This window comes from Sphingobacterium sp. MYb382, from assembly GCF_037572665.1.
In the GTDB taxonomy this organism is placed as follows: Bacteria; Bacteroidota; Bacteroidia; order Sphingobacteriales; family Sphingobacteriaceae; genus Sphingobacterium.
The window spans coordinates 283,430-303,989 of the sequence record NZ_JBBGZT010000012.1 but is presented as its reverse complement, the minus strand read 5'-3'; the positions used below and the strand labels follow the sequence as shown (position 1 = coordinate 303,989).

Sequence of the window (20,560 nt, the reverse complement as noted above, 5' to 3'; positions counted from 1 at the left end):
CCTAATAATCGGATATGCTTGCCAAGCACGAGTGCTAAGAACCAAAAATAGTGTACAGCCTTATAAACACAGTTATGAATAAAAACTTACTTTCTCAGTGGTTTAAGCAAGGGAAGCAAAGCTTATTCTCCCGAATAAGCCTTCCTAAGATGAAATTGACTTTCGTCTTACTTGCCTTAGCCATTGTACAAGCGCAGGCGAATTCGTATGCGCAAAAAATTACTTTAAATAGGACGAATACATCCTTGATAGAGATTATCAATGAGATACGTCAGCAGAGTGGTTATGATTTTCTATATAGCAACACGCTTATGCGTGATGTTAAACCAATTTCAGTAAAGGTGGATAACGCATCGATAGAAGAAGCGTTGACCATTTGCTTAAAAGGACAGCCTATATCCTTCAAGATTGAAGAAAAAGCGGTACTCCTAAAAAAGAAAGAAGTACCACCAGTAAAGAATAATAATACAGTAGCACCAGCAACAGCGGTACTGCAACAAAATATTCGGGGTACGGTTATCGATGACGACCGTAAACCATTAGAAAGCGTAACCATTACGAATTTAAAAACCAAGAAAACGGCCACAACTGATGGGCAGGGGAATTATCAAATTGAGGCTTCCGTAGGTGATCAAATTCGTTTTTCACTCATTGGTTATGCTCCCAAAATAGTAAACGTAGCAGCAGGGCAAAATCAACCGCAGGTTACGCTGAGCATCATTGCAACAGAAATTGAAGAAACAGTCGTGACGGCACTCGGTATTCGTAGGGAAGAGCGTGCGCTAGGATATGCCGTTTCTGAAGTCAGTGGTGATGGATTGAAAAAAGCGCGTGAAACAAACGTGATTAACTCATTGGCAGGTAAGGTTCCTGGATTAATTATCAATAGCACGGCAGGAGGCCCTGGAGGTTCTTCTCGCGTTATTATTCGAGGGAATACTACCGTAACAGGCAATAATCAACCGCTTTATGTGGTCGATGGTGTACCCATGGATAACTCTAATTATGGAAGTACAGGGTCAGGACAATATGCAGAAGGATACGATATGGGAGATGCGATATCTGCCATTAATCCAGATGATATCGATAAAATATCAGTATTGAAAGGCCCTTCCGCTTCCGCATTGTATGGTACACGTGCGGCAAATGGTGTTATTCTAATCACTACGAAAAAAGGAACACGAAGCCAAGCTTTAGGCATCGATTTCAATAGTACCTCTTCGTTTGAAACACAGTTGACGACCTATGATGGTTACCAACGTACATATGGGCAAGGGACGAAGCAAAATATTCCAAATTCTGTGTTGCAGGCACGCACCACCTTGTTCCAAAATTTTGGAGCACGATTGGATCCAGACCTTATGGTCGATTCATACGACGGTGTTAAGCGCCCATATGCTTATATAAATGACAATATTGGTGGCTTTTTCCGTACAGGATCTACTTTCAGTAATAACCTCGCGTTTACGAATGGAAATGAAAATTCATCCATCCGTTTTTCAGCGGCCGATTTGCGGGTAAATGATATTATCCCGTCCAGTGGACTTCGTCGGAATACTTTTACACTTAATGGAACGTCTAAGTTTGGCTCTAAGTTGAGTATGGAGGCTCGTGCTATGTACCTAAATGAGCATGTTAAAAATAGACCTGCCTTGGCTGATAGTCCAAGTAATATTGGAAACTCCTTTATTGGCTTGGCAAGTAATGTGGATCAATCTATGTTTGCTAATACCTATAAAAATCCAGACGGCTCTTATATTGAATGGGGAGGCGGACAATATCGCTTGAATCCATATTGGGTACTCAATGAGATGTACAATAAGAGCGATAAAGATCGATTTATGGGGTCAGCACAGTTGAGTTATAATGCTACCTCGTGGCTAAATATCCAAGGACGAGCCTCGACGGATATTACTTTTCTAGAATTCGAGAAATTTAGCCCACGGACAACTCCCGGCTATATTACGGGAGCATTAGATCAGATGGATCGTAAATTTATCACAACGGAGGCCGATGTACTTGTAACGGCACAAAAGCAGCTAACGCCCGATTTGCATTTGGCGGCCCGCTTGGGAGGTAGTATATCGCGTGTTAATAATAAAGGTAGACAGATGTTGTTTACCAATATGACGGTTAAAGATGCTATCACACCAACGAGCTTTACCGATAAAAATATTATGCCTACCAGTTACGCAAGGCACTTAAACTCGATGTACGGACTCTTATCAGTAGGTTATAAATCATTCCTTTATGTGGATGCTAGTGTGCGTCGTGATGCCTCTTCAACGCTGCCTGTAGCGAATAATAGTTATGTATATCCTTCGATATCATCAAGTTTTGTGTTTACTGATGCCTTCAAAATCGATAAGAGTATTCTTAATTTCGGAAAGCTAAGGGCCTCTGCTGCTGAGGTAGGTGGAGATACCGAAGCCTATCTTCTAGATCTTTATTATGCCATTAATCCGCTTTCTTTTAAAGGTTTAGCCTATGGCGGCGCAACAACATCTGTGTTGCCCGCTAAAGAGTTGAAGCCTACACGTACGCGCTCTTTCGAGGTGGGTACAGAGTTGAAATTCTTCAATAATCGTTTAGGCTTGGATGTTACTTACTATACACAAAAATCGAGAGATCAAATTAATCGCGTGCCGATACCTTATTCGTCAGGATTTGAAACACGTTTGATTAATGCAGGGGTTGTTTCCAACCAAGGGGTGGAGATTATGTTGAGCAGTACGCCGATTCAGAAAGAAGACTTTCAGTGGGATTTAAGCGTCAACTTTGCTCGTAATAAAAATAAGGTAGAATCGCTTGCTGATGGTGTGCCTTTCTTGACACTATCGGATGCCCGTTGGATGAGTGTTGCTGTGGTTGCCAAACCAGATGCGCCTTATGGTTCTATTTTGGCTTTTGACGAGCAGCGTGATCCGCAAGGAAATCTGATTTTGGATCCTGTATCTCTTTTACCATTGCAATCTAGCGAGCGTAATTTGGTTGGAAAAGGGATATTTGATTGGACAGGAGGGGTCAATAGTTCCATGCGCTATAAGGACTTTAGTCTTTCCTTTATTATGGATGTGAAGTATGGTGCGGATATGTTCTCGATGACCAACCTATTTGCAGCTAGTAGAGGTAGCTTAGAAACGACGTTGGAAGGACGTGATGCATGGATTCAGTCGGAGGAAGAACGTCTTGCAGCAAACATGACGAGTGAAGATTGGGTTAGTGCCGGTCGTGTTCGCGGTTTAGTCCCTAAAGGTGTGATACGCACAGTGGATGCGAATGGTAATGAGGTTTTTACGGAAAACACACGTGCGGTAGATCCATCGGTCTATTGGGGGCAAATCGTTCAAGATGGAGGCGTGGCTCGCCCGTATATCTATGATGCTTCTTACATAAAGATGCGTGAAATTACATTCGGTTATACGATACCAAGCAACCTTACTAAACGATGGGGAATCCAAGGGATGCAAGTAAGCGTGGTGAGTAGAAACCCTTTTATCTTGTTTAAGAATGTGCCTAACATCGATCCAGATTCCAATTATAATAATGGTAATGGGCAAGGATTGGAGTATGGCTCACTGCCAACGCGTAAAAGTTGGGGCGTGAATTTAAACTTTAGGTTTTAGGTTTTTGGACTGCATCGGTTACTCATCCTTCGTTTGATGAAACTTCCGATGCCTAAATTTTATGATAATGAAAACAAAATCAATTATAGCTGTTTTTATAGCCTGTTGTTTAGGTACAGTGTCCTGCAACAAGTTTGGCGATATTAATACCGATCCTACGCGGTCGAGTGACTTAGATCCGGCACTCCAGCTGACGAATGTGCAACTGCGCTACTCCGGTGATCTGGAGACAAATGAGAAAATACACCTTTGTCTAACGATGCCCCTTGTTCAACAAGTTGGTGGTATATGGGCTAACCGCTGGGGGCAAATGTATATTTATAATAGACTATATCTTTCTTCTTTATGGGATTATTCCTTCCGGAATGGCGTTGCTGATATGGTCTCGGCCGTAGAAAGAACAAAAGACAATCCGCAGCAGAGTAATCTGAATGCGATATGCCGTATTATGAAGGTGTATGAGTTCGCTCGCTTGACCGATTTATATGGCGATATTCCCTATACCGAAGGAGGTAAAGCATATATCGGAGGTATTACCCATCCGAAGTTTGACCGTCAAGAGGATATCTACGCTAACTTTTTTGTAGAACTGAAAGCGGCAGCCGAGCAACTCGATCCTGCTAAAGACCAGGTACGAGGCGATTTATTCTACAATGGGAACGTCAACGCATGGAAAAAATTTGCTAACTCTTTACGTCTACGTTATGCGATGCGTTTGGTAAAAGTCAATCCAGAAAAAGCACGTCAGGAGGCTACAGCAGCCTATGAGGCTGGGGTATTTACAAGTAATGCTGATATCTGCTTATTGAATCATGAGGATATTCAGAATACCTATGCCGATATGCGTGGGAATGGTCTTTCTGCAGCATTTACCCAATCGGAAGTGCTTCCGCGCGTTAACAACACGTTTATCGAGCAATTGCGAAGCACCAATGATCCTCGTATGCAACATCTTTTTCGATATTATATAGATATTATTAACCGTCCTTTTGATCGTATAGATATCACCGATCCGGTGAGAGCACAAATTGGATACAACGGTGTTAAACCCACAGATTATGTGTGGGATGAATGGCTTAACCCGATACAAATTCAGCTATCCAATGGAACGACAATGGAGGCAGTCAACAATGACCAAAAGGTGCAATTGGCTAATTTCATGATTCGTAATAATGCTCCATTCTTACACATGACTTATGCGGAGGTATCTTTTCTTTTAGCTGAAGCTGCTGTACGGTGGAATGTGAATTTGGGAGGTAATGCGGCTACGCACTTTGCTAATGGCGTGCGTGCTTCTATGAAACACCTGAGCTTGTATCCGTCGGGGCCTACTATCGAAGATCAACAGATCAATACCTTTATACAGGGGAACTCTTTAATCCCAGGGCGTGAAATAGAATTGATAAATAAACAAATGTGGATCACCTTGCTTATGAATGGTACAGAAGCTTTTGCCAATTGGCGCAGGTCGGGATTTCCTATCCTAACACCATCAATCACTGGAGAATCTACCACCAATAAAATTCCACGTCGTTTGGAGTATCCTATTAATGAAACGGAACAGAATCGTGCTAATGTTGCTCCTGCCATAGTGGCTTTGGGGGCTGGCGGGGATACGTGGGTAAATCGTGTATGGTGGGATAAACAATAATTTTAAAGACAGAAAAAATGAAAAGATATATTGTACTTTTTTTAAGTTGTTTTCAATTGTTCATGGCCTGTGGTAAGACAAATCAGGAAGAAGAAAAGCAAGCTAATAAATCTTATGTCGTAGGCTATCTGTTTGCTAACAGAACCTTATTGGATGGTGCTAAGAAAATTGATTTTTCAAAGATCACACATCTCAATATCGCATTTATTAACCCAGATGTAAGTGGCAACTTTCCGAGTCTTGCTGGACTGGCAGAGACCGTTGAATTAGCGCATAAACATGGGGTTAAAGTATTTGCTTCCTTTGCCGGTGGTGCTCCTCCCGAATACCTTAAAGACCTTTTAAAGCCAACGAAGCAGCCTGAATTAATAGCAAGTTTCGGTAGGTTGGTAGACACTTATAAGCTTGATGGTATAGACGTAGATTTAGAAGGAGATTTTATTGATCAGAACTATGAATCATTCGTGTTGGGTCTTTCCGATATGTTGCAGGCTAAGAAGAAAGAAATGACTGCCGCAGTAGCAACATGGACTTCAAATCGGATCAGTGATAAGGCTTTAGCACGTTATGACTTATTGCATATAATGTCATACGATCATACGGGGCCATGGAATAAAGCAAACAGCGGACCGCATGCTACTTTCGATCATATGGTACAGGATTTTACCCATTGGCGTGATGTACGTAAAGTGGCTCCTGCGAAGCTTGTTATTGGCCTACCATTCTATGGTTATGGTTTCGGTCCCAATATCGCGGATGATATCACCTATAAGGCGCTTGTCGCTCAATATCCAGAAGCGGTAAACAAAGATGAGCTTAGTATTCCGCAGCAGGGCACCTTTTATTATAATGGTGCGGCTACGATCGCTAAGAAGGCTACCTATGCGCGTGAGCAAGGTGCTGGGGGCGTAATGATCTGGCACCTGCTTGGTGATGCGGATGCTCCGCATGCTTTACTTCAGGTTATTCAGGACAATTTGTACGGTGAAAATGAATAAGTCTGGATAGTGGATTTTAAAACAAAAAACATGAAAAAAATTGTAGCAATTATAGCCGTAGCCTTGATTTTATTTCAGCTAGGCTGTTCCAACGATAAAGAATATACGTTTGATAGCGATTTCTATCCACGGATATTTGATAATGGTAACACTTTTACTTCGCCTAATAGAATTGTTGAAGAGGGAGCGTCAGTCAATTTTAATCGCCTGAGCTTTTCTCCTTCACCAAGCAAAGGGATGGAAATTAGCTGGAAGGTTAATGGTCAGCATGTATCCAGTGATACGGCCTTTGTCTTTACACCTCCAAATGGGGGAGGCGAGTTTGAGGTTACTTTAGAAGCTTCCTTCAAGGGAAATGTTTCTACACGGAAGTCTAAAGTATTGGTTAGCCCAAGTACCTACGCACCAAAACCTTTCGATCAAATTGCCCTTTCTTATTTGACAGAAAATGGTAATGCCTCTTTCATCGATTGGAAGCAAGTTACGCACGTTGCCTTCAATGGTGCACGTGTTCTACCTGAAGGTGGGATAGATTTTTCAAAAGGCGATCTAAATCAAGTTACAGACGAGCTGGTTGCACGTGCTCACTTGAATGGTATTCCTTTCCTGCTCAGTGTGTCTGGAAGACTTTCTGGCGTAGATGGCTGGGCGCTATATAATAATAGCGATTTTGGTGATGTAATCTCTAATCCCACATTGATGGCGCAATTAGTGACAACCTTGGTGGACTACGTAGAACGTAAGAAAATCGATGGCATTGATGTTTTGATGACTGACCTCAGCAATGATGATGCTGCGATAGCTGGCCGTAATGCGGCAGCTGTAGGTCCATTTATTAATGCTTTGAAAGCAGCTTTACAACCCGGTAAATTGGTTACGGCAACCGTAACAACCAATTATCTACATTGGAACTATACGGATTTATCACAAGCTGATTGGATTCATGTACGTGCCTATGATGATGGAGCACATGTTAGCCCTGGGGCACCATTAGGGCAGTCATCAACATTAGACTACATGATAAGTTCGGCAGCAGTATGGACTAATAAAGGTTTTGCTAAAAACAAACTTGTACTTGGTATGCCTGCCTATGGCATTCGTTATGATGAGCTTGATAGTGATGGCAACAACTTGAGTTGGGGTTCTTATACAAATGTTAGCTATACGAGTATCTTGCAAGCGAGTAGTGATGCCGATGCTTATAAAAAAGATTACCTGCCAAACATTGGTAAAGGAGTGTATTACAATGGTGTTGTTCTTATTAAAGAAAAAGCTGATTATGTAAAAGAACAAGGGTTTAAAGGAGCTTATTTATGGGCTGGTGACTATGATGTTAAAGATAATCGTTCCCTGATGGCTACGATAAAAGCAAACATAAAGTAAAGACCTTTTTTACAGAATAAATTTTTGACGATAAAATAATGTATGGCTATTGACGTATTCTGCGCAATAGCCATACTTTTTTACGACCTAATTTTTTGTATTCAACAACTTTATTCCCGCAGCAATATTCGAGTTCTCTTAATTGGCGAGTACCAGGCTTAATTTTTGAATTATCGACGTCATTTTTGCTGCCAATAAGGAATGTTTAATATCATGCAGTGTAGTACCTTTTAAAGAATAGTTGATTTTTAAAGGTATTACACTTTTTTGTATGTGAGCGTTTACCCCTGATTTACAAATTTCCTTCCTCGCTACAGCATTTTTACACGGATTGATAAAAGGACCAAAATACAGTAGCATTTCCCCTTTTAACCGTCATATTTACATTTTTATAGCCTAAAATCGGTGGAAAAATCGTATTATTACAAGTGATGAAATACCTTATAGCCCTTTTTGCATGTGCGCTCTTCTTTAGTTGTGAGGAGCAGAAAACTCAAAATCTGGAATCTTTAGACAAGAAATCGGCGCGTGAAGTAACGCTGTCGACCGTAGAACGAGGAGACTCCGTCTTACATATTACCACACAAAATATATGGTATAATGGCGACCGTATTGCCGAAAAAAGTGATACTATTATCACGGAAGCGAAACCAAAATCATGGAATGCTACCGATACAAGCTCTTTACGCCATGTCCCAATCTTTGTAACCGTACAGTAAGAAGTTATGAGAAAAAAAGCATCTAAAAGTATACAGTTAGTACTAATCACTTCGGTGTTGGCATCCTGTGCGCAGCCCGTAGCGAAGCAAAATAACGACCCTAATAAGCAGCGTGTTTTTATGCGTGCCGACTCGTCAGCACCCTACACGGAAGTAACCGACAATTACAACCAAGAAGGACGTCGTGGTGGCGGTGGTATAGGTACTTCCTTACTCTGGTTTATGGCCTTTCGCCACATGGGAGGAGCATTAGGCTATGCCAATAATAATATTCACCCAAGTTCCGTTTCGGGAAGTAACGTCAATAAAGCCAATGCCTTCAAAGCACAAAGAGGTGGATTTGGACGTAGTTCGGTGAGTAACTCCTCGGTAGGCGGTTAATGAAGATACAAAACTTACGTAAAGAAGCCAATTGGCAAGAACGCCTGGAGTCTATTGGCTTCGGCTACCATAGTATCGATAATGTACCTTTTTGGGTAGACGATTACTACTATGAAATCACCAATAAAGAAGCCGATTTAATATATAAAGCTACAAACGAGCTTTGGGAAATGTGTTTGGAGGCCGTTGAATATGTCATTAAGCATAAGCAATATGCCCATTTCCGCATTCCACCCTATATGATAGGGCATATTGAGCGCTCCTGGGAAAATGATGAGCCTTCTATTTATGGTCGTTTCGACTTTGCTTACGATGAAGAACATCAAGAACTCAAGATGCTTGAGTTTAATGCCGATACACCAACATCTTTGTTTGAAACAGGGATCGTGCAGTGGCATTGGAAAAAGCATTATTTTCCAGAGTTGGTCGACCAGTTCAACAGTATTCATGAACAATTAATACAAAGCTGGACTACCTTAAAACCCTATCTGAAAGGAGAAACCTTACATTTTTCTTGTGTAAAAGAAAGCCTTGAAGACTTAACAAATCTTGAATATCTTCGCGATACAGCGATACAAGCAGGTATCCAGACCAAGTTAATTTATATTGACGAGATAGGCTGGGCAGATAGCCAGTTTGTAGATCTGGAAGGAGAACCGATACAGTCTATATTCAAATTGTACCCTTGGGAATGGATGGTGCGTGAGGAGTTTGGTAAGAATATCTGTCTCGATATCCATCAAGCACAATGGATAGAACCATCCTGGAAGATGCTATTGTCAAACAAAGCTATTCTACCTATCCTTTGGGAGTTATTTCCTAACCATCCGCACCTTTTGGCGGCCTATTTTGAGGAGCCTGAATATCTACAGCATTTTGTGAAAAAGCCGTTGCTTTCGCGCGAAGGAGCCAATGTAGAGATGTATTACGATAAAGAGATGATTTATGCAACAGAAGGGGAGTATGGCCATGAAGGCTATGTTTACCAAGAATTAGCTACGCTACATCGGGAAGAAACTGGTTTTTCTATCATCGGTAGCTGGGTCATCGGACAAGAGTCCTGCGGTATATCCTTTCGAGAGTCTGATATGCCAATTACAACGGATAAAAGTAGATTTATACCACACGTTATAAAATATTAAAGGGGCGAAAAGCCCCTTCATCATTATTTTTACCGCCATCCTAGAATAACCCTAGCTTATATTGATTCACCAAATCTAGAATCATATGGTAGCCCACCAAAGAGTTGCCATGACTATCTAGTGGAGCACTGAACGTACCAATTCCTATCTTATTTGGAACACTTACCACAATACCACCACCAACGCCCGATTTGCTTGGAAGGCCTACCGTACGGGCATATTCACCACTAAACTCATACATGCCTGCAATCAACATTTGCGACTGCACAAGTTTCGCTATTTCTGCATTTTTATAACGGCTATCACCATCAAAACGAACACACTGATGACCAAAAAAGTAACCTATCTTAGCCAAATCCTCCACTGAAAGTTCTATAGAACATTGACGAAAGTAGTTGTCCAGCTGATCTTCCGTGCCCGATATTAAACCTGCATTTTTCATAATGTAGAACATCCCACGGTTGCGGTGTCCCGTCTCTTTTTCCGAAGTATAAACAGGCTTGCTGTAGTCTATCGTCACATCGTTGCAGATGAAGCGCACCATGGCCAAAATTTTATCAAAAGGCTCCTGTCCGCTGCCCGAAATAAGAGAAGTCGTCAAAATAGCCCCCGCATTCATCATCGGGTTCAAGGGCTTGCCCATCGTTTCTAGGTTTGCAAAGTGGTTAAAAGGCTTGTCAGTACCATAATAGCCCATCTTTTCGAAAACTGCTTTTTCGCCCTGCTCCATTACCGCGAGCATCAAGCTGATGATTTTAGAAATACTCTGCATCGTAAACTTTTTACCCACATCGCCCACACTTGTCAACTTACCTTTTTCATCTACTACGGCAAAGGCTAAAGCTTGTGCATCCATCTTTCCCAATTCTGGGATATAGTCGGCTACTTTTACTTCTAGATAGTAACCTCGATTTTTCTCCATAATGGAAGTCAGTGTAGCCTTTGAAAAGTCTTTCGCGGAATCTGCTTTTTGCGCATACACCCCTGTTCCAAAAAGAAGCAGAGCTCCCACAAAGATGCTTTTAAGCTGTTTACCCATAGCGTAATATATGTTCATGTTTTCGTTTCTATATCATGTAAAATAAGCAATCTGAAGATACTCCTCTAAGAGAAAAGCATCAATTCCATCAAGTATATAAAAAGTTGATCAAAGTAGCGCATAGTTAGGTATAAATTGGTCGTATATTCAAATTTAGTTTTAAGCAACTTAGTCTTTTAAAAATACTATGCGCGAACCTGCAAATTTACTATCTTGTCAGCTCTAAAACTGGCCATTATGAAGCAATATCTATTTCTGTTTTTTATTTTCTTTTTCTGTACGGCGACCTATGCGCAACAGCAGAGCGTGAAACCTGCACAAAAAGATTCCATAACCGTTTATACCTACGCCTATATTCGCGTGGAAGGAAAATTCCTATCTAAGAAACTTAAGGTAAATGTTGATGTGGGCGACACGGATGATCAAATTGAAGCAGGGAATAGACTTTCCTATCTTCTCACGAATAAAAGGTCTTATGGAGCCATTCTAAATTACATGGCCGAGCTTGGTTATGAGCTTGTCAATACGCTTGATTTAACCAGTAACTATGATGGAACAGGAGGGACTAGCGGTATCGTCTATGTGATGAAAAGAGTTCGCTAAGTCCTCTTTTTAATTCATTATATCGATTTGGGCGCTCCGTTAGGGGCGTTTTTAATTACGCCCTTAACGTAGGGCTTTCCGCAACGCTTTTTGCCTCCCGCTAGCGCGTAGGCAAAAGAGCTAAGATGCTCCAATCCCTAGCGCATTTTTCCTACTTGTTTTATTTGTAGTACTGATTGTTATGTTCTATAACAACCAGCCTACAACGTAAACTCCCCAAGGGTTTATCTATAGATTAATAAAAGGATAGCCTTTCTATTCATTCGGTAAAATTACCTGCTTAAAGTTGATCACATTTTGTTCAGAGACTCCTGTACCAAGCTGTCCAAAGCGATTATCTCCTGTGGCCCATAATGTACCATCACCTTTCATGATAAAAGTCGTAGTTAGGCCTAGGTATAGCTGCGAAATGTTGTCCATTATTTGTGTAAACTGATTAAGCGGTGTTAGATTGCCCAGGCCCAGTTGTCCATTTGTATTTCCGCCCGTGCCCCAAAGGGTATTATCCGATTTTAGCACGAAGGAATGAAAGGAGCCTACACCTATAGATTTTGCTTGATTCAGTACTTGGGTAAATAATTGGCGTGGCAGGTTGTCTCCAGTGCCTAGTTGGCCATAGGTATTGTTACCTGTTGTCCAGATGGAATTATCCGTTTTCTGTACCAAAGAATAGGCTTGATACCCAGTAGCGATAGCTTTCACATCGTTAAGCACAAGGGTGGGCACAAGATAATTCTGCACACTGCTCAAACCCATTTGATACAAGCTATTCGAACCCATAGCATAAAGCGATCCATCTGTTTTTAAAACTAAAGTATGGCCGTATGTTGCCGAAACAGCCGAAACCTTATCGGTAACATAGTTCAATGTATTTCGTTCCAATGCGTCACCAAGCCCCAGTTGACCAAAGTGGTTCTGTCCTGTAGCCCATAAAGTTCCATCGGTTTTAATGACAAAAGAATTACCGCTACCTGTATGTATAGCTTTTACTTTATCTGTAATTCGTGTCAAAGTGTTTTGTGAATTACTATTAATATCAATGCCCAATTGACCGTTATAATTGTATCCCGTACTCCAAACAGTTCCATCTTTTTTCAACAGCAAAGTATGTATGCTATTTGTTGCCGCGCTTTGCACGTTGTCCGTAATGAATACGATTGAATTTCTCGTATTGTAGTCTCCCAAGCCTAATTGACCGTAGGTATTGCTTCCGATACCGTATAAATTGCCTTTTGGACTCAGGAAAAAAGTATGATCCCGGCCGGCGATTATGTACCACTGCGCTTTAGCCAAGCTATAGCTTTTCCCGAGGTAAGTAATGATGATGAAATCCCCTTCGTCGCTAATGCTAAAACCAGACTGACCAGCAGGTCCCGTTGGCCCTTCTGGCCCTGTAGCTCCCGGGGCACCTGTAGCAGGTACAGGGTTGCCTGCTTGGTCGCGCACCACCTGCCAGGTAAGGCCATTATCATAACTGATTAGCCACTCATTGCTGTTTGTATTAACTTGCAACAGCGGTGTAACCGCATCCTTGCCGTTGCTACCGTTTGATCCATTTTGTCCGTCATTGCCTGTTACACGGAGTTTATTCCCGTTCTGAAGGATAAAATTGTCACCGAGTGTCCAATAATACTGTCCATCGCTGTCTTGTTTGACACCGATGACAGGAGCATTCACACCATCTTTGCCGTTACCTCCATTCGATCCATTTTGTCCGTCCTTACCATCTTTACCATTCGTCAGATTGATTGTGCTACCGTCACTCATGATGAGTAGATAGCCGTTGCTAGTGGGATTGAAAGACTTGATACTTAATTTTTTTTGTAGCGCATCAGTAATCGCCTTGAGCGCTATGATATCGCTGTTTATACCTTTTACAGCATTTTCAATGGCTGCTATGCGTTTTGCCTGATCATCAAGTTGCTCTTGCTGGCTCTTTTGTCGGCGCAGCAGTTCATCAAAATCAGTACGCTTACATGCTACAGCAAGGAAAAGCCCTAGTGCAAAAAATAAAGTATGTTTGATTCTCATAATACAGACAACTAAGGGTTGATAATAAATATTAATTCCGCTCGTCGAGCTTTAGCAGATCGACCCAACTGCTTATCGGAACCCTTGCCGACCACTTGAATTCTTTTCTGGTCTACACCTTGTTGGATGAGATAGCTGGCAAGTGCCTCCGCGCGTTGCTGCGCTAAGCTGTTATTAAAGGCTACAGGTCCGCTGGTATCCGACCATCCTTCAATCACGATTGGTAGCTGTGGGTATAAATTCGCTAGTTGTAGCATCCTATTAAGTATTTCCGCATGTTTCGTTTCATCTATAGTAGCTTTATTTAATTTGAAATAAATAGGGCTTAGGAGCTCATTCGGATTAGTATCCTTTTGCTTCTCTTGCGTTTTTTCAATGCTATTCGGTTGGTTTACTAAAGGCTGAGATGGATTTGTAACCTCGACTACTTCTTCCTTTTTAGGGCTGGCAACTGCTACTGTTGACTGGATAGGTGTCGGAGCAACACCATTTTTCTTTTTGCCTAAGTTGAAGCGTATGCCGATACGGGTGTATAGCATTAAGTTATCGCGCCATGCTGGTTCCGTTGTTATTCCTTCAAATTTATCATCGCTTAACCAGCTTAATGCCGATTGTAGAAAAATCGCTTTTCCATGTGCTAGTTTGTATGAAAAACCAATATCACCGCCAGCGGAATAGCTCCAAGTAGTTACTTTTGCTCCATCTGTTACTTTTTTGTTGGTTTCTATAGCATAGATTCCAGGATTAAATTTGTTGAGATAGATGTGTGGGGCAATAGCGATGTTGAATTTTTTATCGGCATCAAAAAGTCGAAATACGGAAATAGGTAATCGTAAACCAACCTGCAATACCGTGGTTTTACTATAAACGGAACTAGCTTTGAAATTGCCTTTTGTGTAGCGTATCACCCCGTTATCGTCGAGCAGGTCAGTCGTTTGCCACTTGTTGGCGTCAAGCCTACCTTTCATAAAGTTGACGTCAAGCTCCGTAGCCATCCATTTGTTGAGCTGATAGCCTAAAGAAAGTCCACCTCCGTAGCCCAAGCGTAGCTTTTCAGCCGTAGAGCTAAAATCTCCCCAGAATAAGGGTGAGCCTGCATGTACAGCAACGTAAAGAGCTGTGCTGCTATCAGGAGATTGTGCTTTGGCAGGCAAACAAAATAGGGTAGCACAGCCTACAAGTAGCTGTAAATATGTTTTAATCATCTGCTATACGCGTATATTCTGTTAAAAAATCTAGTCGTTATACCGTAAACAAAAGTATTTTCATCAAAAAGGAAATGCAATACCCAAAAGCAGGTAGCCGAATAGGAGGATGGGCCACTTGTGACTACCTATTTTTGGGTAATCAACGCATCAAATATTTTTACCAACTTTACAGGAGATGAAGTTGTTATTTCAGAAATATATCGTTCAGTTATTTTTGTGCTTTTCCCTTAGTGGTATAAGTACACTGCTTTATGCTGCCGAAGCAATAGACACAATCGTCATAACGAGTAAAGATGTTTATTCCTTAGCTAACCATCTACGATGGATGCAAAGTGAAGAGCAGCTATCTCCAGATCGTGCTTATCAGCTATTAAAAGAAGGACGAGGCCAATTGCTTTCTTCTACTGGTAGTATAAATCCTGGATTTACGACTACTGACTTTTGGTTGACCTTTACGGTAGTGAACGATGCGGAAGAAGAAAGAAGCCTATTCTATAAATTTAATTATCCCTTTGTCAAGTCGATAGATATTTATAAAGAAACCCCTATAGGCTTTGAAAATATTTTGCAAACAGGCGCTGAGCGACCTTTTGACTCTCGCGGCTATATATACCACGATTTCGTATTGCCAATTCGCCTAAGCAAAGGGGAGCGCTCGAGTTTCTTAATCAGAGCAGAAAGAAAAGGTGAACGCTTTAGCATAAGTCCTGAATTGATAAGTGAGTCTGCCTTTAAAAAAGAAGAACAGTTTACCTATATCATTATCGGGATAATTGTCGGTATTATGTTTTTCAATATCGTTATAAACCTTTTTCTCGGTATTTCGTTAGCTGATAAAATTCATTATCTATATGCGGCCTATGTTTTAGCGACACTCGCTTGGGTGTTCAGCAGCGTCGGTTTAGACTATCAATTTCTTTTTCCCGATTATCCAGCAATCTTTAAGATTTCTCAGTTCGTGGCAGGCGCTATAACCATGCTCCTGATGGCACAGCTTGCTGTTGTTTTTCTTAAATTGAAGCAGCATAGCCTTGTCGCTTATTATTCTTTATATGTATTTAAAGGTTTATTGATCCTTGTCCTACTGGCTAAAGTGGGTTTGTATATGTTACATCCGCAGCAAGGGTTGCTTAATAAGGTTATTAGTAATTCCTATATGTTAGCTATTGCAGGGATTGCTTTTTCCATTACTTGGGCAGCTATTATTTGCGTTCGGAAAGGATTTAAACCAGCATGGTTTTATTTGGCGGCCATCGTTTACCTAACCCTTAATATTATTAGCGTGTGCTATGTGATTTTAGTAACCAATAATTTATCGATATTGATGTCGCCACCCACCAGTATACAAATTGGGTTAATTGTCGAGTCTTTAATCATCTTTGCGAGTATCATTTACCGGTACGCTGTCTTGAAAAAAGAACGCGAGAACTTAGAGTTAAAGCTAATCGATCAAAAGATTGCGATGACACAGAATATCATGGCCGCACAGGAAGAAGAACGAAAACGGTTGGCACAAGATTTACATGATGATTTAGGCGCTACATTAAGCACCTTATTACTTCATATTACGAATAAAACGGAACCTTGGTTAAATAGTCCTTATCAAGAGCGTACGCTTGCTATTACGCAAAAAGCATTGGTCGACCTACGGCATATTTCGCATGACTTGTTGCCTAAAGATTTTGCAACTATCCATCTATTTCAAGCGCTACGTAATCGTGTCGACGAGTTGTACAACTTTACAGCTACCCGATTTTGGCTTAATATGGATGGTGACGACCGTTTCCTCCATGAAAACCAATCTATCAACTTGTACCGTATCGTTAATGAGCTTATTAATAATGCCATCAAACATGCTAAAGCTTCGCAGGTAAATATTGATTTGGTAATCGCAGATAAGGAAATAACCTTAGTTTTTGAAGATGATGGTATAGGTTTTACAGAAAGTCAATCTCAGAAAGGTATAGGCTTGAAGAATATACATTCACGGGTAGCTTTTCTAAATGGGAAAATAAACATTGATAACAATAACCAAGGAACGACGATTATCATTGATATTCCTTTGTAAATAGTAGCTAGTATGGAGAATACAAAAATTATAATTGCGGATGATCATGCTTTATTTGCAGACGGACTTGAGCAGATTGTGCAGTCGCTAGATGGATTTGAGGTTATTGCAAAGGTGACTGATGGCAAATTGCTGATGCAGAAATTAAATGCGACAGTGCCCGATATTATTCTGATGGATATCAATATGCCGCATTTGAATGGTATTGAAGCTACGAAGCGTATTTTACAGCTATATCCATCGGTGAAAATTTTGTTCATCAGCATGTATCATAATGCAGAGCTTATCAAGCAAGCAAAGGAAATTGGAGCCATGGGCTATGTGATGAAAGATATTACAGCTTCGGTGCTAAAGGAGTCTATACTAAATACAAAAAAAGGAATACCTACTTTCTTGGTGTCTGCAACGAATGCTGCGTTGGATAATGAGTTGGCTAATGCAGATCCTTTTTTACGTAATTATAAGTTATCTCAACGGGAAATTGATATTATAAGACTTATTCGAGAAGGAAATGCAACGAAGCAAATTGCTGCGATTTTGGAATTAAGTACTTATACAGTAGAAACGCATCGAAAAAATATTAATCGTAAGCTGCAGGTGCAGAGTACCGCGGAGCTTATTGCCTTCGCCCATAAATTTCAATTTTAGCGGAAAGGTTCCTAGGTGCCGCTTCTTAATGATGCGTGGCTATCCATAGTTTTGTAAAAATATACGTGTCTCTTTTCTTTTAATTACTAAATTAGATTGCACCCCAATATGATGGGTTGAACAACCTTTTCTATACGTAATTAATCTTTTAATATGGCGACAGTTAGTACACACTTAGCGACTTTAGCAGACATTCCATCTATCGAACCTTTGTTTAATCTATACCGTGAATTTTATGGTATGGAAAGTGATAAAGAAGGAGCAAGCCAATTTTTGACAGCTCGACTGACGAACAAAGAGTCTATTATCATCTATGCAAAAGAAGGAGTTGAAGTCGTTGGTTTTACGCAGCTTTTTCCTACTTTTTCATCTTCCGTTATGAAGAAAGTATACATCTTGAATGATCTTTTCGTTGGGGAAGACCAGCGTGGAAGGGGAGTCGCCAAGCTTCTCATAGAAGAGGCGATAGAGATAGCGCGCCAAGAAGGATGTTCGCGTGTTTCGTTGAGCACCGCGAAAGACAATACAGCACAATTTCTGTATGAAAAATTAGGCTTCAAGCAAAGTACTTTTAAATTTTATAACTACGTGATTTAAGGTTGTTGTTTTAAATAAATAGTCATCTTTAACTGTCCTCGTTGTAAACGAGGATGCAGGAGTATAGCTTTTGTAAAGCTGAAAAAAATATAAGGTAAAAGAATCATTTTAGTAGATGTTGTCCGTTAAAATGATTCTTTTAAATCTTGGCTATGTTGTTTAACCTAGAATTTCATTTATCTTTAGACCGCTAATAGTACCGAATTACCGCGATAGAATTATATGAAGTTTAAAAAGATAATTGACCGTTTCATCCCTTCTCCAATTGTGCAAGGGATATTGCTTGCTAATGTTTTTGCAATGACGATTATCGGATTGCAGAATGCTTTTATACAGGAGAATAGTAGCGGAGCGGGCGTACTCGTCTTTTCGGAGTTTGTTATCGTGCCCGTATTAATGGGTATTATCACCGCTTGGTATTGGCGCAATCTAGGACTGAAAAGTAGCACTATCGTTGGGTATGCGGTTCTTAACGGCTTGCTAGGTATTTTGCTGAGTAGTATCTTTTTGGGTGAAGGTATTATATGCTTGCTTATTGTGTCACCTTTGATTTTTAGCTTTGTCATCACAGGAGCTTTTATGGGTAAGGTAATGTTCAAAAAACGTAACCAAACGGTGAATGTAAGTATTATCAGTCTATTAGTTTTAGTGTTTGTAGCCGATTCTTTGTCGGATCATGATCATGAGAATTTAGTGTCAGATGAACTTCTTATTAATGCCTCTCCGGCAGAAATATGGTCCCATGTTGTCGCTTTTGATAAAATAGAAAAACCAGCCGATTACTGGCTTTTTAATATAGGTATGCCTAGCCCGATGGCAACCACAGTTTCTGCTCGCGAACTTGGTGCTAATCGCAAATGTATTTTTAGCAATGGTTATATTTTTGATGAAACCATCGTTCGCTACGATGTTAATAAGGACTTAACGTTCGATATTATTGGTCAACCGCAGGATCCTGAAATTATGGGACATATCGATATCAAACGGGGCCAGTTTTTATTACAAGATAATGGTGATGGCACGACAACTTTAATTGGTAACAGCTGGTATAAGCTCCATGTGTTTCCATCATGGTATTATGATTTATGGGCAGAAAGTATTACACGTAATGTTCACTTTCGTGTGATGAAACATATTAAAACGTTAGCTGAAGCAAAGTAGATGTTTTCTTTTGTTGTAAACAGACTCGGATTTCTGAAGCATATTCCCTTCCTGGCCATCTTCTACGATAGCCTGCTTAAACTTTGGATACTTGTTGCCAATCCCCAGATGTTGAACTGGATTGATGCTATTGAAGATGAGGTACTACAATTCCCAGGTACCGATATACAACTCCATAAATATGGTGGAACGCAATTTAATTACTGCGATAAGGAATTTGCGCATCTCCATAGCAATGGCCTATTGGATATTTTATTTTCGCAAAAGTTGAAAAAAGAACTCCTACGTGAAGGACGAATACAAGACCACCATGTTTTTGAGAACTCTGGTTGGATTAGTTTTTATGTAAAGAACGAATGTGATGTTGCTTATGCTATAGAATTACTCAGACGTGCCTATGACCTAAAAGTAGCACGTTAGGCTTTGAGTCGAAGGAACGAAAAGTTGTTGGCCATATCGTTCTCTTTTGTAACGTTAAGAATAATGTAAATAGTAATTTTATCTTCTATGTAGTGATTTAAAAAGGGGCTTATGGATTTATATTTTGTTTATATTTTAAAGTGTAGGGATGGTTCTTATTATACAGGAATAACAAATAATCTAGAACAGCGGTTGTATGAGCATAATACTGAGTTTAAGCCCGCGAGTTATACGTTTAAAAGAAGACCAGTTGTTCTTTTGTTTTCTCTTGGATTTCAGGATGTAAACCAAGCCATAAACTTCGAAAAACAAGTTAAGGGATGGAGTCGTAGGAAAAAAGAAGCTCTTATTAATGATCGATGGGAGGATTTGCCAGGATTATCGAAACATTCATAACCCTTCGACAGGCTGGGGGAGGTATGCTTCGATTGAATTTGATTTATAGAAACAATTATTTTTTCTTGCAGAGGCATTTCCAAATTGTCATGCTGTCCTTCGACAGGCTCAGGATGACAAGTCGAAGCATCATTTATAAAGATTTTTAGCGTAATTAATGCTAGACCCTTCGACAAGCTCAGGGTGACATGCTTCGATTGAATTTGATTTATAGAAACGACTATTTTTTCTTGCAGAGGCTTTTCCAAATTGTCCTGCTGAGCCTGTCGAAGCATCATTTATAAAGATTTTTAGCGTAATTAATGCTAGACCCTTCGACAGGCTCAGGGTGACATGCTTCGATTGAATTTGATTTATAGAAACGACTATTTTTTCCTGCAAAGACTTTTCCAAATTGTCATGCTGTCCTTCGACTGACTTTAGGTGACATGTTTTCCGTAAACACACAACTTAACATTAACTTCATACTGTATCCCTTACTTTGCATAA

At 40.4% G+C, this 20,560-nt stretch carries 17 protein-coding genes; 14 read left to right on the top strand and 3 right to left on the bottom strand.

Annotated features, from left to right (window positions below; genetic code table 11):
- Positions 1-74: 74 nt before the first annotated feature.
- From WH223_RS06420 to WH223_RS06390, 7 genes are all read left to right on the top strand, one after another.
- On the top strand, positions 75-3,626 hold the full coding sequence (locus tag WH223_RS06420; protein WP_340046717.1) for a SusC/RagA family TonB-linked outer membrane protein: 3,552 nt from the start codon (positions 75-77) through the stop codon (positions 3,624-3,626).
- 67 nt (positions 3,627-3,693) lie between these two features.
- The gene (locus WH223_RS06415; protein ID WP_340046716.1) at positions 3,694-5,277 is read left to right on the top strand and encodes a SusD/RagB family nutrient-binding outer membrane lipoprotein; all 1,584 of its coding nucleotides are present in this window, start codon (positions 3,694-3,696) and stop codon (positions 5,275-5,277) included.
- A gap of 17 nt (positions 5,278-5,294) precedes the next feature.
- Positions 5,295-6,275, top strand: coding sequence for a glycosyl hydrolase family 18 protein (locus WH223_RS06410; protein WP_340046715.1), 981 nt, complete (start codon positions 5,295-5,297; stop codon positions 6,273-6,275).
- Between the two features lie 30 nt (positions 6,276-6,305).
- Entirely contained in the window at positions 6,306-7,658 is a 1,353-nt protein-coding gene (locus WH223_RS06405; RefSeq protein ID WP_340046714.1) for a glycoside hydrolase family 18 protein, read from the top strand.
- Between the two features lie 431 nt (positions 7,659-8,089).
- Positions 8,090-8,377, top strand: coding sequence for a hypothetical protein (locus WH223_RS06400; RefSeq protein WP_340046713.1), 288 nt, complete (start codon positions 8,090-8,092; stop codon positions 8,375-8,377).
- Positions 8,378-8,383: 6 nt separating this feature from the next.
- Complete coding sequence (locus WH223_RS06395; RefSeq protein WP_340046712.1) at positions 8,384-8,758, top strand: hypothetical protein; 375 nt, start codon at positions 8,384-8,386, stop codon at positions 8,756-8,758.
- Positions 8,758-9,900: a glutathionylspermidine synthase family protein gene (locus WH223_RS06390; RefSeq protein ID WP_340046711.1), complete on the top strand. Its 1,143-nt coding sequence runs from the start codon at positions 8,758-8,760 to the stop codon at positions 9,898-9,900. The genes WH223_RS06395 and WH223_RS06390 overlap by 1 nt, the downstream gene beginning before the upstream one ends.
- Positions 9,901-9,940: 40 nt before the next feature.
- Here the strand turns inward: WH223_RS06390 and glsA are convergent, their stop codons facing one another.
- Positions 9,941-10,957: a glutaminase A gene (gene glsA, locus WH223_RS06385; protein WP_340046710.1), complete on the bottom strand. Its 1,017-nt coding sequence runs from the start codon at positions 10,955-10,957 to the stop codon at positions 9,941-9,943.
- A 219-nt stretch (positions 10,958-11,176) separates the two neighbouring features.
- Here glsA and WH223_RS06380 point away from each other — a divergent pair, with 219 nt between their 5' ends.
- Positions 11,177-11,542 (top strand): hypothetical protein, encoded by a 366-nt coding sequence (locus tag WH223_RS06380; protein WP_340046709.1) that lies wholly within the window; start codon positions 11,177-11,179, stop codon positions 11,540-11,542.
- Positions 11,543-11,797: 255 nt separating this feature from the next.
- Here WH223_RS06380 and WH223_RS06375 read toward each other — a convergent pair whose 3' ends face one another.
- Both WH223_RS06375 and WH223_RS06370 read right to left on the bottom strand, forming a co-directional pair.
- Positions 11,798-13,573: a PL29 family lyase N-terminal domain-containing protein gene (locus tag WH223_RS06375; protein WP_340046708.1), complete on the bottom strand. Its 1,776-nt coding sequence runs from the start codon at positions 13,571-13,573 to the stop codon at positions 11,798-11,800.
- Positions 13,574-13,584: 11 nt separating this feature from the next.
- Complete coding sequence (locus WH223_RS06370) at positions 13,585-14,778, bottom strand: OmpA family protein (RefSeq protein ID WP_340046707.1); 1,194 nt, start codon at positions 14,776-14,778, stop codon at positions 13,585-13,587.
- 178 nt (positions 14,779-14,956) lie between these two features.
- Between WH223_RS06370 and WH223_RS06365 the strand changes: the two genes are divergently transcribed.
- From WH223_RS06365 to WH223_RS06340, 6 genes are all read left to right on the top strand, one after another.
- Positions 14,957-16,849, top strand: coding sequence for a sensor histidine kinase (locus WH223_RS06365; protein WP_340046706.1), 1,893 nt, complete (start codon positions 14,957-14,959; stop codon positions 16,847-16,849).
- 12 nt (positions 16,850-16,861) lie between these two features.
- Positions 16,862-17,497: a response regulator transcription factor gene (locus WH223_RS06360; RefSeq protein WP_340046705.1), complete on the top strand. Its 636-nt coding sequence runs from the start codon at positions 16,862-16,864 to the stop codon at positions 17,495-17,497.
- 153 nt (positions 17,498-17,650) lie between these two features.
- Positions 17,651-18,094 carry a GNAT family N-acetyltransferase gene (locus WH223_RS06355; protein WP_340046704.1) on the top strand — a complete coding sequence of 148 codons (444 nt, stop codon included), beginning with the start codon at positions 17,651-17,653 and terminating at the stop codon, positions 18,092-18,094.
- Between the two features lie 222 nt (positions 18,095-18,316).
- Positions 18,317-19,255 carry a hypothetical protein gene (locus WH223_RS06350; RefSeq protein ID WP_340046703.1) on the top strand — a complete coding sequence of 313 codons (939 nt, stop codon included), beginning with the start codon at positions 18,317-18,319 and terminating at the stop codon, positions 19,253-19,255.
- A complete protein-coding gene (locus tag WH223_RS06345) occupies positions 19,256-19,675 on the top strand; it encodes a luciferase domain-containing protein (protein WP_340046702.1) in 420 nt (139 codons plus the stop codon). It abuts the gene before it with no gap.
- A 111-nt stretch (positions 19,676-19,786) separates the two neighbouring features.
- Complete coding sequence (locus tag WH223_RS06340; RefSeq protein ID WP_340046701.1) at positions 19,787-20,071, top strand: GIY-YIG nuclease family protein; 285 nt, start codon at positions 19,787-19,789, stop codon at positions 20,069-20,071.
- Positions 20,072-20,560 lie beyond the last annotated feature (489 nt).